Annotated in this window: 14 protein-coding genes; 7 read left to right on the top strand and 7 right to left on the bottom strand. The window is 69.0% G+C overall.

Translation table 11 applies throughout. The features are described 5' to 3' along the window. Positions 1-4 precede the first annotated feature (4 nt). Complete coding sequence (locus J4030_RS02435; RefSeq protein WP_208047611.1) at positions 5-1,159, top strand: DUF3533 domain-containing protein; 1,155 nt, start codon at positions 5-7, stop codon at positions 1,157-1,159. A 4-nt stretch (positions 1,160-1,163) separates the two neighbouring features. On the opposite strand, the gene J4030_RS02440 is transcribed toward J4030_RS02435, so the two are convergent. After that, positions 1,164-1,688, bottom strand: coding sequence for a MarR family winged helix-turn-helix transcriptional regulator (locus J4030_RS02440; RefSeq protein ID WP_208047612.1), 525 nt, complete (start codon positions 1,686-1,688; stop codon positions 1,164-1,166). Positions 1,689-1,787: 99 nt separating this feature from the next. Between J4030_RS02440 and J4030_RS02445 the strand changes: the two genes are divergently transcribed. Next, positions 1,788-2,336, top strand: a complete 549-nt coding sequence (locus J4030_RS02445) for a YceI family protein (RefSeq protein WP_208047613.1) — start codon at positions 1,788-1,790, stop codon at positions 2,334-2,336. A 152-nt stretch (positions 2,337-2,488) separates the two neighbouring features. Here J4030_RS02445 and J4030_RS02450 read toward each other — a convergent pair whose 3' ends face one another. The 3 genes from J4030_RS02450 to J4030_RS02460 form a co-directional block, all read right to left on the bottom strand. After that, positions 2,489-2,827 (bottom strand): tetratricopeptide repeat protein, encoded by a 339-nt coding sequence (locus J4030_RS02450; RefSeq protein ID WP_243762751.1) that lies wholly within the window; start codon positions 2,825-2,827, stop codon positions 2,489-2,491. A 46-nt stretch (positions 2,828-2,873) separates the two neighbouring features. Further along, complete coding sequence (locus J4030_RS02455) at positions 2,874-3,395, bottom strand: OsmC family protein (RefSeq protein WP_243762752.1); 522 nt, start codon at positions 3,393-3,395, stop codon at positions 2,874-2,876. Positions 3,396-3,457: 62 nt separating this feature from the next. Further along, on the bottom strand, positions 3,458-3,970 hold the full coding sequence (locus J4030_RS02460) for a MarR family winged helix-turn-helix transcriptional regulator (protein WP_208047614.1): 513 nt from the start codon (positions 3,968-3,970) through the stop codon (positions 3,458-3,460). A 51-nt stretch (positions 3,971-4,021) separates the two neighbouring features. Between J4030_RS02460 and J4030_RS02465 the strand changes: the two genes are divergently transcribed. Then, entirely contained in the window at positions 4,022-4,894 is an 873-nt protein-coding gene (locus J4030_RS02465) for a dioxygenase (RefSeq protein ID WP_208047615.1), read from the top strand. Positions 4,895-4,913: 19 nt separating this feature from the next. Here the strand turns inward: J4030_RS02465 and J4030_RS02470 are convergent, their stop codons facing one another. Then, on the bottom strand, positions 4,914-6,452 hold the full coding sequence (locus tag J4030_RS02470; RefSeq protein WP_208047616.1) for a protease pro-enzyme activation domain-containing protein: 1,539 nt from the start codon (positions 6,450-6,452) through the stop codon (positions 4,914-4,916). A 108-nt stretch (positions 6,453-6,560) separates the two neighbouring features. Beyond that, positions 6,561-7,364 (bottom strand): DeoR/GlpR family DNA-binding transcription regulator, encoded by an 804-nt coding sequence (locus J4030_RS02475; RefSeq protein WP_208047617.1) that lies wholly within the window; start codon positions 7,362-7,364, stop codon positions 6,561-6,563. 316 nt (positions 7,365-7,680) lie between these two features. Between J4030_RS02475 and J4030_RS02480 the strand changes: the two genes are divergently transcribed. From J4030_RS02480 to J4030_RS02495, 4 genes are all read left to right on the top strand, one after another. After that, complete coding sequence (locus J4030_RS02480; protein ID WP_208047618.1) at positions 7,681-8,766, top strand: ABC transporter substrate-binding protein; 1,086 nt, start codon at positions 7,681-7,683, stop codon at positions 8,764-8,766. Between the two features lie 70 nt (positions 8,767-8,836). After that, entirely contained in the window at positions 8,837-10,393 is a 1,557-nt protein-coding gene (locus tag J4030_RS02485) for a sugar ABC transporter ATP-binding protein (protein WP_208047619.1), read from the top strand. Then, a complete protein-coding gene (locus tag J4030_RS02490; RefSeq protein WP_208047620.1) occupies positions 10,390-11,364 on the top strand; it encodes an ABC transporter permease in 975 nt (324 codons plus the stop codon). Before J4030_RS02485 ends, J4030_RS02490 begins: the two co-directional genes overlap by 4 nt. Continuing rightward, entirely contained in the window at positions 11,361-12,362 is a 1,002-nt protein-coding gene (locus J4030_RS02495) for an ABC transporter permease (protein ID WP_208047621.1), read from the top strand. The genes J4030_RS02490 and J4030_RS02495 overlap by 4 nt, the downstream gene beginning before the upstream one ends. A 4-nt stretch (positions 12,363-12,366) precedes the next feature. On the opposite strand, the gene J4030_RS02500 is transcribed toward J4030_RS02495, so the two are convergent. After that, positions 12,367-13,656 (bottom strand): MFS transporter, encoded by a 1,290-nt coding sequence (locus J4030_RS02500; protein WP_208047697.1) that lies wholly within the window; start codon positions 13,654-13,656, stop codon positions 12,367-12,369. Positions 13,657-13,718: the final 62 nt, after the last annotated feature.

Below are 13,718 nucleotides of genomic sequence, written 5' to 3' on the forward strand. Positions count from 1 at the left end.
GGCCATGAGCACCGACGAACCCGGACCCGGCGCCACCCGTCAGCCGCCGCCGACCGGTCCCCGGGCGGGGTACGAACGCAGCGTCGACGAATCGGTCCGAGGGCGGCTGCGCGAGGTGCTGGGGCCGCGCAGCGTCGGGGTCATCGTCGCCGTGCTGATGGTCCAGCTGCTCTTCATCGCCTCGTACGTCGGCGCATTCCACAAACCGCAACCCCACGCGATCACCGTCGACGTCGTCTCGAACAACGGCTGGCAGGGTTACGTCGCCAACAAGCTGAACGCCATCGACGGAAAACCGGTCGCGGCCTTCGCCTCGAGCGACCGCGCGGAGTCCACGAAGGAGCTGCGCGAGGGGCGTCGCCAGGCCGTCTACCTCTTCAACCCCAAGGGCACCCAGGACACTCTGCTGGTCAACTCGGCCGAGGGGTCCTCGATCACCGCGGCCGTCGACGCGATCTTCTCCCAGGTCGCCTCGAGCCAGAAGCGCACTCTCAAGACCCAGGACGTCGTGCCGGTGCAGGCCGGGGACAGCCGCGGCCTCACCAGCTTCTATCTGGTCGTCGGTTGGCTGGTGGGCGGCTATCTGCTCGCGTCGCTCCTCGGCGTCCGGGGTGGCATGCGGGCGCGCAACTTCCGCCGGATGCTGTGGCGGCTGGCGGGCTGCGCGGCGTACGCCGTCGTCTCCGGCATCGGCGGCGCGCTCGTCGTGGGACCGCTGATCGGCGCCCTGAACGGACACTTCTGGGCGGTGGCCGGTGTCGGCATGCTGGTCTCGCTGACCGCATCGGTCTTCACGATGGGGATGGAGGCACTCTTCGGCATCGTCGGGATCGGTGTGTCGATCCTGCTCTTCGTGGTGCTCGGCAACCCCAGCGCGGGCGGTGCGTACGGGTACGAGCTGCTGCCCACCCTCTGGCGCGTCGTCGGGCGCTGGCTGCCGAACGGCGCCGGCGTGGACTCCATCCGCAGCATCGTCTACCTGGGCGGCGACTCCCTCGGGCTGCACCTCGGGGTGCTCGCGTGGTGGTTGCTGCTGGGACTGCTGAGCTTCTTCCTGGTCAGCAACAACACCTACTGGGGGTTCCGGCGCGACGACGCATCACCGACGGCCGGGCAGGACACCCTTCCCGAGGCAGGACGACATGGTGCGCAGCGCTGAGAGGTCAGGCCCCGCAGGGCATCGAGGCCGCCGCGTCGTCGCCGCCCGTGCATGCTGTGCCCTCACTGCCTTCACCGCCCAGTCGACCGAGCAGGGTGGCGGTGATGTGGTCCAGTTGAGCGATCTCCTCGGGGGTGAGCGCGTCGAACATCGCAGCTCGCACCTCACGGACATGACCGGGCGCAGCGCCCTCGAGAGCGGTCAGCCCGGCCGGCGTCAGTGCCACGAACGCGCCGCGCCGATCCTGCGGGCACTCCTCACGCGTGACCAGGTCGCGTTTCTCCATCCGGGTCAGGTGATGCGACAGGCGGCTGCGCTCCCATCGGATGCTGTCGGCCAGCGCGACCACGCGCATCCGTCGTTCGGGGGTCTCGCTCAACGTCACCAGCACCTCGAAGTCCGGGAGGGACAGTCCCGATTCGTCCAGCATCTGGCGTGCGAGGTGGGCGGTGAGCCGTGAGTTCGTGTGCAACCACTGACGCCACACGCGCTGTTCTTCGTCGTCGAGCCATCGCACTCCGGTTGTCATGCAGCACACTTTACCCGAATAGTTGACACATCACCCAATCTTGAGCAAAGTAGTCACCAGCACGTCGTCCACACGTGAACATCTCGCTGAGGAGCACTCATGAGCACGACCCTGAAAGAACTGAACGGCACCTACACCCTGGACCCGGCGCACTCCGAGGTCGGCTTCGTCGCCCGGCACGCCATGGTCACCAAGGTCCGCGGCTCGTTCAAGGACATCGAGGGCACCGCGTCGACCTCCACCGGACTGCAGGACGCCAAGATCAACCTCACGATCCAGGTCGCCAGCGTCGACACGCGTGACGAGAACCGCGACGGTCACCTGCGCACCAACGACTTCTTCGACGCCGAGAAGTTCCCGACCATCACCTTCAACTCCACCGAGGTCAGCGCAGCCGACGACGACACGCTGCGCGTGGTCGGCGACCTGACCATCAAGGAGACCACCAAGTCGGTCACCATCGACTTCGACTACAACGGCGCCGCCAAGGACCCGTTCGGCAACGAGCGGATCGGCTTCGAGGGCTCCACCACGCTCACCCGCTCCGAGTACGGCGTGAACTTCAACGCCGCGCTCGAGACCGGTGGCGTGCTCGTCTCCGACAAGATCACCCTGCAGATCGAGATCTCGGCCATCAAGCAGGCCTGAGTCCGACCCTGCCTCCAGTGAACGGAGGGGTACGCCGCGCGGCGTACCCCTCCGTTTCTGCGTGTCCGGACGCGACGCACACCGCAGGCTGACGGCGTTCACGCCGGTTGACGGCGTTCGAACGGCGTCAACGGTCGCGAACGCCGTCAACGTCAGGCGTCCACGCCCCAGATCTTCGCCATCTCCAGGAAGTTGCGGGCCTCGGCGTGCCGCGACTGGCGCTGCAGCGTGCGGCCGAGCAGCAGCGCGGCGTACCCCTCCGTAGGGGCGACGGCGAGTACGGCGCGCGCCTCGCGTTCGGCGTTGGCCAGCTGCGCGGAGTGGAAGTAGGAGCGGGCGAGCAGCAGGCGCGCATCGGTCGTCCCGTGCGCGACATCCGAGTTCGCCAGCAGCTTCTCCAGCACCAGGGCGGCCTCGGCATAGTCCTTCTGCTCGTAGAGGCTCTCGGCGTACTGCAGCTGGGAGTAGTCGGGACTGTGCATCTGGGACATCTGGGGCCTCCTGCCTCGATTGTGCAACGGGGACGTGGCGACCCGCTCACCCCCGCTGCGGCTCGACGCGCGGGGCGGCGGCATCGGCCACCTGCACCACGACCACGTCCTGACCCTCCACAACGACCGTGGCCTCGATCTTCATCCCGCTGCGTAGCGAGCGGGCGATGAAGCACTCCCGGTGCGCGATCTCGACCAGCCGTTGCATCCGGTCGGTACGACTACCCGGGGCGAGCTCGATGCGCGGACGCAACTCGATCGATTCCACCCACGCCGGCCCGTCCCCCTCGGTCATCAACCCGACCGCGTCGTCGTCGTACGCGACGACATCGAGTCGCGCTCGGGCGGCCACGGCCAGGAACGACAGCAGCTGGCAGCTGCTGGCCGCCATCACGAGCAGCTGCTCGGGGTTGCGCGACTCCGGGTCACCGCCGAAGTGCGGGTCGCTGCTCATCCGCAGCGGATCGCCGGCGACGACCACTTGGTGCTCGCGGGGGTAGTGGTCGTACCCGATCCCGGTCGACCCCGCCCAGCTCAGCCGCGCGGCGTACCGGTGCTCCGTCACCATCGACCCAGGCTAAGCGGCAGTCGACCCGTTGGAACGCGCGCGCCAGAGAGCGCGCGCCCTCCTTACAACGCCGGATCCACCTCGATGGGCAGGGGCTCGGTGGCGGCGTCGGGATCGATCTGCGCCAGGATCCGCCCGAGCGCCGCATGCAGGGCCTGCACGTCACCGGCCTCCAGGGGATCGAAGACGGCGGCCCGCACGGTCTGTACGTGCAGCGGCGCCGCAGTCATGGTCAGGTCGAGGCCGGCGTCGGTCAGCCGCACCAGGGTGCCCCGGCCGTCCTCCGGGTCGGGGAGTCGCAGCAGCAGCCCGCGGTGCTCCAGGCGGCGTACGACGTTGGACAGCCGGGTCGCCGAGGAGTTGACGACGCGGGCGAGGTCGCTGGCACGCAGGGTGCGGGACCGGCGTTCGGACAGCATCGCCAGGACCATGTACTCGAAGTAGCTCAGGCCGGCGTCGCGGCCGAGCTGCGCGTCGAGCACCGTCGGCAGCTTCACGACGGTGCGCACGATGTTCAGCCACGCGGCTCGCTCGTGCTCGTCGAGCCAGCGGATGTCGTCCTCTGCGGTCCCCATACCGTCTATGGTATTTTATTCAAGCTTGAACTTTCTTGAGATAGAGGACCCATGGACACGCCCACCCTCCCCGGCGCGGCATTCGACCGATTCCTGGCCACCACTGCCGCCCAGAGCACGTCCCGTCGGCCTTGGACGCCGGCGGACGGCGCCCTGCCCGGGCTCTACCTCAGCCACGGCGCACCGCCCCTCTTCGACAACGCGCGGTGGATCGACCAGCTCTTCACCTGGGCGCAGGCCCTGCCGACCCCTCGCGCCATCCTGATCGTGAGCGCGCACTGGGAGTCCGCGCCGCTCACCATCTCAGCCAGCGCCGCGAACACCCCGTTGGTCTACGACTTCGGCGGTTTCGCGCAGCGGTTCTTCGAGATGACGTATGCGACGCCGGACGCGAGTGCGCTCGCTACGCGAGTGGCCGCGCTCATGCCGGACTCTGAGCCGGTCCATCAGGACACCCGCCGCGGGCTGGACCACGGAGCCTGGGTGCCCCTCAAGGTGATGTACCCCGACGGCGACGTGCCGGTGCTGCAGATGTCGATGCCGACCCACGACCCGCAGCGGCTCATGGACCTGGGCAGGCGACTGCGCCCGTTGCGCGAAGAGGGCGTGCTCGTGATCGGGTCCGGGTTCATGACCCACGGGCTGCCCTACCTCACCCGCGAGGCCTTCTTCGACAACCAGGTGCCGAGTTGGTCCCGCGACTTCGACGAGTGGGCCGCCGACGCGTTGGCCCGTGGCGACGTCGATCTGCTGTCGGCGTACCGCGACCGCGCTCCGGGTCTGCGATTCGCGCACCCCACGGTGGAGCACTACACCCCGCTCTTCGTCACCCTCGGCGCGGCGACCGAAGCCGACGCACCCGTGCAGACCACCATCGAGGGCTACGAGTTCGGGCTCTCGAAGCGTTCGTTCCAGGTCGCCTGATACCTCCGGCGCGCCCGGCTCAGCCGTTCTCGAGCCGGGCGAGCAGCGCGTCGCCGACCGGCACCCCGAGACCGGTGCAGGCGTCCCAACCCTGCTTGGCCTTGTACGCACCGTTCTTGCCGCTCGTGATGTCACGGAAGCCCACCGGCACGACACCGGCGACCGCACCGGTGTAGAGCGTGGTGTGGACGTCGGTGAACCGGTGTCCGGTCGCCTGCACCAGGCGCGCGGTGAGCGCCGCCCACAGTGGAGCGACCGCGCTGGTGCCGCCGATGACCGTGTCGGTGCCGTCGATCCGCACCTGGTATCCGGTGGCGGGATCGGCCACGCCGGCGACATCCGGTACGCCGCGTCCGGTGCCCCCGCCCTTGCGGGACGGGACTCCGACGTTCGCCTGGTAGGCCGGCACCGGGAACGCGTCCGAGACACCGCCACCCGTGGCGCCGCCGCCGGTGCCGTTGTTCCACACCGTCTCGGAACTGACGGTGGTGTCGGTGGCCTGCAGGGAGGTGCCGCCGCAGGAGAGGGCGTGCGGGCTGGAGCTCGGGAAGTCGCAGTGCACCCCGACCCCGCTGTCGGAGGATCCGCTGTCACCCGCCGCGGTGGTGACCACGACACCGAGAGCGCCGGCGTCCGCGAAGGCGGCGTCCATCGCGGTCCTCGCCTGCGCGGTCCACTGGTCCTCGCTCTGACCCCAGCTGATGCTGACGGCTGCCGGCGCAGGCGTCGCGTGCACCGCTTCGGTCACCGCGTCGAGGAACCCGGCATCGGTGTTGGGCGCGAAGTAGACCTTGATCTGCGACTTGGGCGCCAGGGCACCCACCACCTCGATGTCGAGCAGGACCTCGCCGTCCGGCCCGTTGGCGTCGCCGGTCGGCGCGTTCGCTGCTCCGTCGACACCCACGGCGGAGACGGCGGGCGACCCCACTCCGAGCTTGGTGAAGTACGCGTCGAGGTCGGCCTGCTGGTACCCGCCGCCCAGTTCGATGATGGCGACCACCTGATCGGTGCCGTCGGTGCCCGCGGGGAAGTGGTAGATCTCGCCGAGCTGGACCGGAGTGTACGACGTCGCGGCAGCACTGGCGTGCACGAACCGCTCGCGCGCCTGGTCACGATCGTCCAACCCCAGCACCGCGGTCACCGCGCCCGCGAACCCTGGGGGGACGGTCACCTCGCCCGTTCGCATCCGGAACGATCCGTGCTCCCCGTGCGCCACACTCAGTTCGACGTCGAACAGCTTCTTGAGCACGGCGTACGTGCCCCGCACGACCACGAGGCGACCCGCGGGATTCTCCGAGACCACCTGCGCACCGGCGGCGGTCACGACCGAACGCACGGCCTCGAGGTCGGCCGGATCCGCGCCGTACCGCTCACCGAGCTCGGCGGTGTCGATCGGGTCGGAGGCATGGCCGGCCGCCGGCAGTTCCGCACGTCGACGCAGTACCAACGTCACGTCGATCTCCTGGTCATCGGGGACCGGGCCGGACGTGGTCACCCCCTCCACGGCATCTCGACCGCTGCCCTGCACCGTGGACCGGTCGCCAGATTGGTTCGCCATCGCGCCCTCCAGAGTCTTGAGATCGGGGTATCCATAGTGCCCCCGATCACCGACGGCCGGAGGCCGTTCCGTCAGCTCGGGCGGGCGTTCACGACCGATCAGTTCCGCTCACCCGGTGCCACCAGCCCCGGCGTCCGCGTCGGCGGGCACCTTCGTCGCGACGTGGACCACTACCCCGCGCTCCCGGAAGGCGGCCACGTCCGCACGATCCGCTCGCCAGTCCGTGACGAGATGGGTGATCCGATCGGTGTCCAGGGTTCGACACATCGTGTCGACCCCCAGCTTGGTGTGGTCGGCGAGGACGACGGCCTCGGACGCCGCGCGCACGATGGCCCGGTCCGAGCTCGCCACCTGCACGTTCGGGGTCGAGAGGCCATGATCGACGCTCAGACCGTTGCCCGAGAGGAACGCGCGGTGCAGGCGCAGGTCGGCGAGGCTGCGCTCGGTCTCGGCGCCGACCAGAGCGAACGTCGACCCTCGAAGGGTGCCTCCCGTCACGATCACCTCGACCGAACTTCCGGCCAGTTTCTCTGCGACCAGAAGGGAATTGGTGACCACCGTCAGGTCACGGAAGCCGGTCAGCTGCTGCGCGAGCGCCTGCGTCGTACTCCCGGCACCGAGCAGGATCGCGTCGCCCTCCTGGACCAGGCCTGCCGCCGCGACGGCGATGGCCACCTTCTCGTCGGCGGCGACGGAGAACTTCTGCAGATAGGACAGTTCGTGGGTGAGCCCCCCGGGCAGCACCGCGCCGCCGTGGCTGCGGTTCAGCAGGTTCTCCTGCTCCAGCGATCGCAGATCACGCCGGATGGTGACCTCGGAGGAGCCCGTCGTCTCGACCAGGGCGCGCAGCGAGACCACGCCCCGGGACCGCACGATCTCCAGGATGGCCGCACGCCGCTCCGCTGCAATCACTGCCCATCACCACCTCTCGGACGCCGGATGAGCCGCACGGTACCGGAACCCGTCCCTCAAGACGGTTCTTGATCGTATTCGATCGCAATGGAAAGCGCAGCCATCGTCGCCGTACGACACTCGTACAGCGACCTGGGCGAGGTCCGGTGCATCGCAAATCCGGAGTTTCGCATCGTTAGGTGATCGTTATTGACCGCTCTCGTTCGGGCGAGTTAGATGAAGGCCACGCCGCGACGTGACGGCGATCACATTGGAAGAGGTGTGCACGATGGTTCGACTGGTTGGACTCGGCCCACGGAATCTGAGGTCCGCAGGGGTGGCGGCAGTGGCGGCGGCGATGGTCCTCGGCACCGCCGGCTGCACCAAGAGCAGCAGTTCGGGGAATTCGTCGTCGGCCGGGAGCAGCAGCAGCGGTTCCTCGTCGTCGAGCAGCGGTGGCGGTCAGCAGCAGGTGCAGACCGCGGCAGGAGGTTCCGGGCCCGCCTGCACCTCGACCAAGTACGGCGCCCCCAAACTCGATCTCACCAAGGTCACGGTGGGCTTCTCCCAATCCGAGTCCACCAGCAACCCGTTCCGGGCGACCGAGACCAAGTCGATCACCGACGAGGCCAAGCGCCTCGGCATCAAGCTGATCCAGCGCAACGCCAACGCCAATGTGTCGCAACAGAACACCGACATCCAGGACATGATCTCCCAGGGTGCCAAGGTGCTGATCGTGGCTCCGGAGAACTCCGACGGCCTGACCCCGGCGCTGACGGCGGCCAAGGCCAAGCACATCCCCGTCCTCACCATCGACCGCACGGTCAAGGGCACCGCCTGCAGCGACTTCATCGGCTTCATCGGCTCCAACTTCTACAAGCAGGCGCAGATCTCGGCCGACGATCTCGCCGGCGGGATGGGCGGCAAGGGCGAGGTGGCGGTGCTGCAGGGCACCTCCGGCAACAACGTCGCGACCGACCGCACCAATGGATTCACGAGCCAGATCAAGGCCAAGTACCCGAACATCAAGGTCGTCGCGTCGCAGACCGCCAACTTCGACCAGGCCACCGGTCAGAAGGTGATGGAGCAGATCCTGCAGAGCCACCCGAAGCTGACCGGCGTCTACGCCGAGAACGACACGATGGCCCTCGGTGCGATCCAGGCCATCCGTGCCGCGGGCAAGACGCCCGGCAAGGACATCAAGGTCGTCGCGATCGACGGCACGCAGCAGTGCGTGCAGGACGTTGCGAACGGCGTGATGGTCGCCGACGTGGAGACCAACCCGCGCTTCGGGCCGCTGGCGTTCTCGTCGCTGCAGAAGTTCTACGGCTCGACCGGCACCTCGACGAAGGTCATCATCGCCGACCACCACTTCACCAAGGACAACGCCAAGGCCGCGCTCTCCAACGGCGACGTGTACTGATCCTCGACCACGGAGCGATGGGGCGCGGGATCCTGAGGTGCCCCGCCCCATCGCTGCGCGAAAGGTTCTGATGTCCGACTCATCCGGCGTCGTGCTCCGTCTGGACGGCGTCAGCAAGTCCTTCCCCGGCGTCCGCGCGCTGCGCGACGTCTCCCTCGAACTGCGGGCCGGCGAGGTGCACGCCCTCGTCGGCGAGAACGGCGCCGGCAAGTCCACGCTCATCAAGATCTCGACCGGCGTCTACACCGCGGACGAGGGCGAGGTGCGGCTGCTCGACGCACCCGTCAGCTTCACCGACCCGTTGCAGGCCCAGGCGGCCGGCATCTCGACCATCTATCAAGAGGTCAACCTCATCCCGCTGATGAGCGTGGCCCGCAACCTCTACCTCGGCCGCGAACCGCGCCGGTTCGGCCTGGTCGACACCGCGCGGATGAACCGTGACGCCCGGGCCCGGTTGCGCGAGTTCGGGATCGACGTCAACCCCGCGCGGCCGCTGCGGTCGTTAGCGCTCGGCGCGCAGCAGATGGTCTCGATCGCCCGAGCCGTCGAGATCGATGCCCGGGTCGTCATCATGGACGAGCCCACGTCGTCGCTGGAGAAGCGCGAGGTGGAGACGCTCTTCACCGTGATCGAGCGGCTGGCCGCCTCCGGGATCGCGATCCTCTACGTGAGCCACCGGATGGAGGAGCTCTACCGGATCTGCGACCGGGTCACCGTGATGCGCGACGGTCAGGTCGTCGGGTCGAGCGCGATGGCGGACATCGACCGGCTGCAGCTGGTGTCGATGATGCTGGGGCGCGACGCGAGCGATCTGCGTCAGCACGGCAGCACCGCGTTCGCCGAGGGCCGTGACGTCGAGGACGACGTCGTCCTGCGCACGCAGGGGCTCAACGTGCGCCACACGCTGGAGGACGTGTCGCTCGACATACGGCGCGGCGAGGTCGTCGGGCTGGGTGGCCTGCTGGGCGCGGGCCGCAGCGAGACCGCCCGGGCGATCGTGGGCGCTCTGCACGCGGAGTCCGGCGAGGTCGCCGTCAACGGCAAGCGGCTGCGGCGCCGTTCGCCGGCCGCTGCGATCCGCGCGGGCATCGCGATGCTGCCCGAGGACCGCAAACTCGATGGCATCGTGCCCGGCCTGTCGGTGCGGGAGAACATCGTGCTCGCGGCCCTCCCGCGGCTGTCCCGGATGGGTCTGGTGCAGCGCTCCAAGCAGGACGAGATCGTCTCGTTCTTCATCGATCGGCTGCAGATCAAGGTCTCCAGCCCCGCCCAGCGGGTCTCGGATCTGTCCGGCGGCAATCAGCAGAAGGTGCTGCTCGCCCGCTGGCTGTGCCTGCACCCCAAGGCCCTGCTCCTGGACGAGCCGACCCGCGGGATCGACGTCGGCGCCAAGGCCGAGGTGCAGGGGCTCATCGAGGAGCTCGCGCGGGACGGGCTCGCGGTGCTGCTGATCTCCTCCGACCTTGAGGAGTTGATCGAGGGTTCGGACCGGATCGTGGTCCTACGGGAGGGGAAGGTCGTGGACAACCTCACCGGGGACGCCGTCACCGACGACAACCTCATGCGTGCTCTCGCCGCTGACCCCTCCAGATCCGATGACGCGCAACCGGCGAAGGACTCCTCATGACCGCCACCCTGACCTCGACGAAGGCCGAGCAGCCCGTGGGGCGCAGGCGGTGGGCCGGACCCGTGGCCAAGTACGCCGTCTACGCCGGCATCGTCGTCCTCATCGTCGTCAACGCCGTGATGAGCTCCACGTTCCTCAGCCTAGACAACCTGCGCGTGCAGCTCTACCAGGCCGTGCCGGTGCTGATTGTCGCGCTCGGCATGGCGTTGGTGATCGGCACGGAGGGCATCGACCTGTCGGTGGGCGGCGTCATCGCGCTCACCTCGGCGGTGCTGCCGCTCTACCTCGGCTACGGGGTGTGGGTCGCGATCGCCCTCGCGATCCTGGCCGGCGGGGTCTGCGGCGCGATCTCCGGGAGTCTGGTCGCCTTCGCCCGCGTGCAACCGATCGTCGCGACGCTGTCCCTGATGATCGGGTTACGCGGGCTGGCGGTGATCATGAACGGCGCCACGGCCAAGCCGATCAACGACTCCACCCTGCTCAACCTCGGCCTCACCGGGTGGTTCGGGCTGCCGCAGATGGCCTACATCGGCGCCGGGCTCGTGGCGGTCATCGCCTTCGTGGTCCGGCGCACGACGCTGGGCCGCAACCTGGTGGCCGTCGGCGACAACGCGTCGGCGAGCTTCCTGGCCGGGCTGCCGGTGCGCCGCATCCTGCTCTCGGTCTACGTGATCTCCGGGATGCTCGCCGCCGTCGCCGGCGTCCTGATCGCGGGTCACGGCGCGTACGCCGACCCGGCCAACTACGGGCTCAACTACGAGCTGCTCGCGATCACCGCCGTCGTGGTGGGCGGAACTCCGTTGAGCGGCGGCCAGATCCGCGTGATCGGCACCGTCGCCGGCACGATCTTCATGCAGTTGGTCTCCGCGACCCTGATCCAGAACAACGTCAAGAACTCCTACGAGCAGATGATCGAGGCCGTCATCATCTGCATCGCCGTGTTCATCGCCCGGGAGAGTGCGAACCGATGAGCAGTCAGACGACCGCACCCGCCGAGGATGTGGCCGGCGGGGTGACGGAGACACCCCGCGAGCGGGTGTTCGCGCTGCTGCAGCGCCAGGGCGGCCCGGTGGTGCTGGTGCTCGTGGTGCTGCTGGCGAGCATCTTCTCCTCGGGCTTCGCCTCGAGCGGCAACTTCTCCACGATCCTGGTGGGCAACGCGTACATCTCCCTGCTGGCGCTCGCCGAGACCTTCGTCATCATCTCCGGCGGGATCGACCTGTCCGTCGGGTCGATGTTCGCGCTCGGCGGTGTGCTCGCCGCCTGGGGGATGAACCACGGCGGCAGCGGGGTGGCGGTCCTGCTGCCGATCGCGGTGGGTCTGGTCGTCGGTGTCGTCCAGGGGTCCCTCATCGCGTACGCGCGGCTCGCGCCGTTCATCGTGACCCTCGCCGGGTTGCTCTTCGCCCGCGGCCTGCTGCAGGCGATCAGCAACGAGGGGTCGACGACCTACCTCGTGCCGGGTCACTCCGTCTTCGCCTTCCTGGGCGACGGCACGTGGCGGCCGATCCTCACCGCCGTGGCCCTCTTCGCGATCGCCGCGGTGGTGCTGGTGCGCACCCGTTTCGGGCAGGCGCTCTTCGCCATCGGCGGCAGCGAGAACGCCGCCCTGCTGATGGGCGTGCGGGTACGCCGCACGAAGGTCTTCGTCTACATGCTCTCCGGGACGCTCGCCGCGGTCGCAGGGATGCTCAACGCGTCGCGGCTGCAATCTGGCGTGACCAACATCGGGGTGGGGTACGAGCTCACCGCGATCGCCGCGGTAGTCATCGGCGGCACGATCCTGACCGGCGGCTCAGGCTCCATCTACGGCACCGCGGCCGGCGTCCTGCTGCTCGCGGTCATCCAGAACCTCATCGGCGTGCATCTGTCCCAGTACGGCTCGTCCGCCTCGGACCTGGTCAACGGCGCGTTCCTGGCCGTGGTCGTGGTGCTGCAGTCGTTCCTGGCGCGGCGACGGGCGCTGTGACCGGTCAGCCGCTCACGGGCTGCGGCGTCGCCGCGCCCTGCACGACCCGATAGCGCACGAACGCCGGTACCAGCAGCGCCGCGACGACCACCAGGATCACCACGAGCACCCCACCTCCGGCGGCTGCGGCCGACGTACCGACAACGGCGGCCGCGCCTCCGTGCGCGACATCGGCCAGCCGCGGACCGCCCGCGACCACCACGGTGAAGACCCCCTGCAGCCGGCCGCGTACGTCGTCGCTGGCGGCGGTCTGCAGCATGGTCGAGCGGAACGCCGCGGACGCCATGTCGGCGGCTCCGGAGACGGCCAGCGCCAGGATCGCGACGATCAGCAGGGTCGTGGCGTGACTGCCGTGCGCGAAACCGACGGCCAGACCGAAGACCACGATCCCGAGGCCCCAGACCACGATGGCGACGATGACGGCGTACCCCTGACGCTCGGTGCGGGAGACCCACCCGGAGAAGACACCGCCGAGGACGGCACCCGCGGGGATGGCGGCGAACAGCAGCGCGAACACCAGGCCGCCCTCGGCCGGGCCCCCGAACGACTCGTGGGCGATCTGCGGGAAGAGGGCGCGCGGCATCCCGAAGAGCATCGCGATGATGTCGACAAGGAACGACATGAGCAGGATCCTGTGGTCCCGCAGGTAGGCGAATCCGTCGAGGACGGAGCGCAGTCCTGCCTTGGGTGCGTTGCCGTCCGGAGGGAGCGGCGGCAGCGCGATGACGGCCCACAGAGTGGCGACCAGGGACAGGGTGTCGAGCAGGTAGAGCCAGGAGAACCCGAAGACCGGCAGCAGTGCGCCCCCGACGAGCGGTCCGGCGATGGCACCGAACTGCATCACCGTCATGTTCAGGGAGTTGGCGGCCGGGAGCTCCTCCTTGGGCAGGATGCGCGGCAGCACGGCCGACCGCGTCGGCTGGTTGACCGCGAAGAACGCCTGCTGCACCGAGAAGAGGACGAGCAGCAGCCACACGTTGCGCAGGCCAAGCAGCGCCTGTACCCAGAAGAGGCCGCTGCTCAGGATCAGGCCGACCGTGGTGATGCGCAGCAAGGTCCGCCGGTCCATCACATCGGCCAACGAGCCGCCGTACAGCCCGAACACCACCAGCGGGACGAGCCCGAAGATCCCGGTCAGCCCGACGTACGCCGAACTGCGGGTCAGCACGTAGATCTGCGCCGGGACCGCCACGACCGTCAGCTGCGCGCCGATCAGGGTGACGATGCCCGCGGTCCAGAGCCGACGGAACTCAGGCGTGCGCAGCGGCCTGGTATCGGCCATCAGGGCGCGCATGTTCGCCACGCAGACTCCTGCCTCGGGTAGGTGATAGCCAATCTATGTGGCGCGCCGGACTC

Origin of the sequence: Allobranchiibius sp. CTAmp26, assembly GCF_017565405.1 — a bacterium.
GTDB lineage: Bacteria > Actinomycetota > Actinomycetes > Actinomycetales > Dermatophilaceae > Allobranchiibius.

Bases quoted from the DNA above. Each gene is read 5' to 3' on its own strand.
- J4030_RS02435 (WP_208047611.1), top strand. From the start codon at position 5: ATGAGCACCGACGAACCCGGACCCGGCGCCACCCGTCAGCCGCCGCCG.
- J4030_RS02440 (WP_208047612.1), bottom strand. From the start codon at position 1,688: ATGACAACCGGAGTGCGATGGCTCGACGACGAAGAACAGCGCGTGTGG.
- J4030_RS02445 (WP_208047613.1), top strand. From the start codon at position 1,788: ATGAGCACGACCCTGAAAGAACTGAACGGCACCTACACCCTGGACCCG.
- J4030_RS02450 (WP_243762751.1), bottom strand. From the start codon at position 2,827: ATGTCCCAGATGCACAGTCCCGACTACTCCCAGCTGCAGTACGCCGAG.
- J4030_RS02455 (WP_243762752.1), bottom strand. From the start codon at position 3,395: ATGGTGACGGAGCACCGGTACGCCGCGCGGCTGAGCTGGGCGGGGTCG.
- J4030_RS02460 (WP_208047614.1), bottom strand. From the start codon at position 3,970: ATGGGGACCGCAGAGGACGACATCCGCTGGCTCGACGAGCACGAGCGA.
- J4030_RS02465 (WP_208047615.1), top strand. From the start codon at position 4,022: ATGGACACGCCCACCCTCCCCGGCGCGGCATTCGACCGATTCCTGGCC.
- J4030_RS02470 (WP_208047616.1), bottom strand. From the start codon at position 6,452: ATGGCGAACCAATCTGGCGACCGGTCCACGGTGCAGGGCAGCGGTCGA.
- J4030_RS02485 (WP_208047619.1), top strand. From the start codon at position 8,837: ATGTCCGACTCATCCGGCGTCGTGCTCCGTCTGGACGGCGTCAGCAAG.
- J4030_RS02490 (WP_208047620.1), top strand. From the start codon at position 10,390: ATGACCGCCACCCTGACCTCGACGAAGGCCGAGCAGCCCGTGGGGCGC.
- J4030_RS02495 (WP_208047621.1), top strand. From the start codon at position 11,361: ATGAGCAGTCAGACGACCGCACCCGCCGAGGATGTGGCCGGCGGGGTG.
- J4030_RS02500 (WP_208047697.1), bottom strand. From the start codon at position 13,656: ATGCGCGCCCTGATGGCCGATACCAGGCCGCTGCGCACGCCTGAGTTC.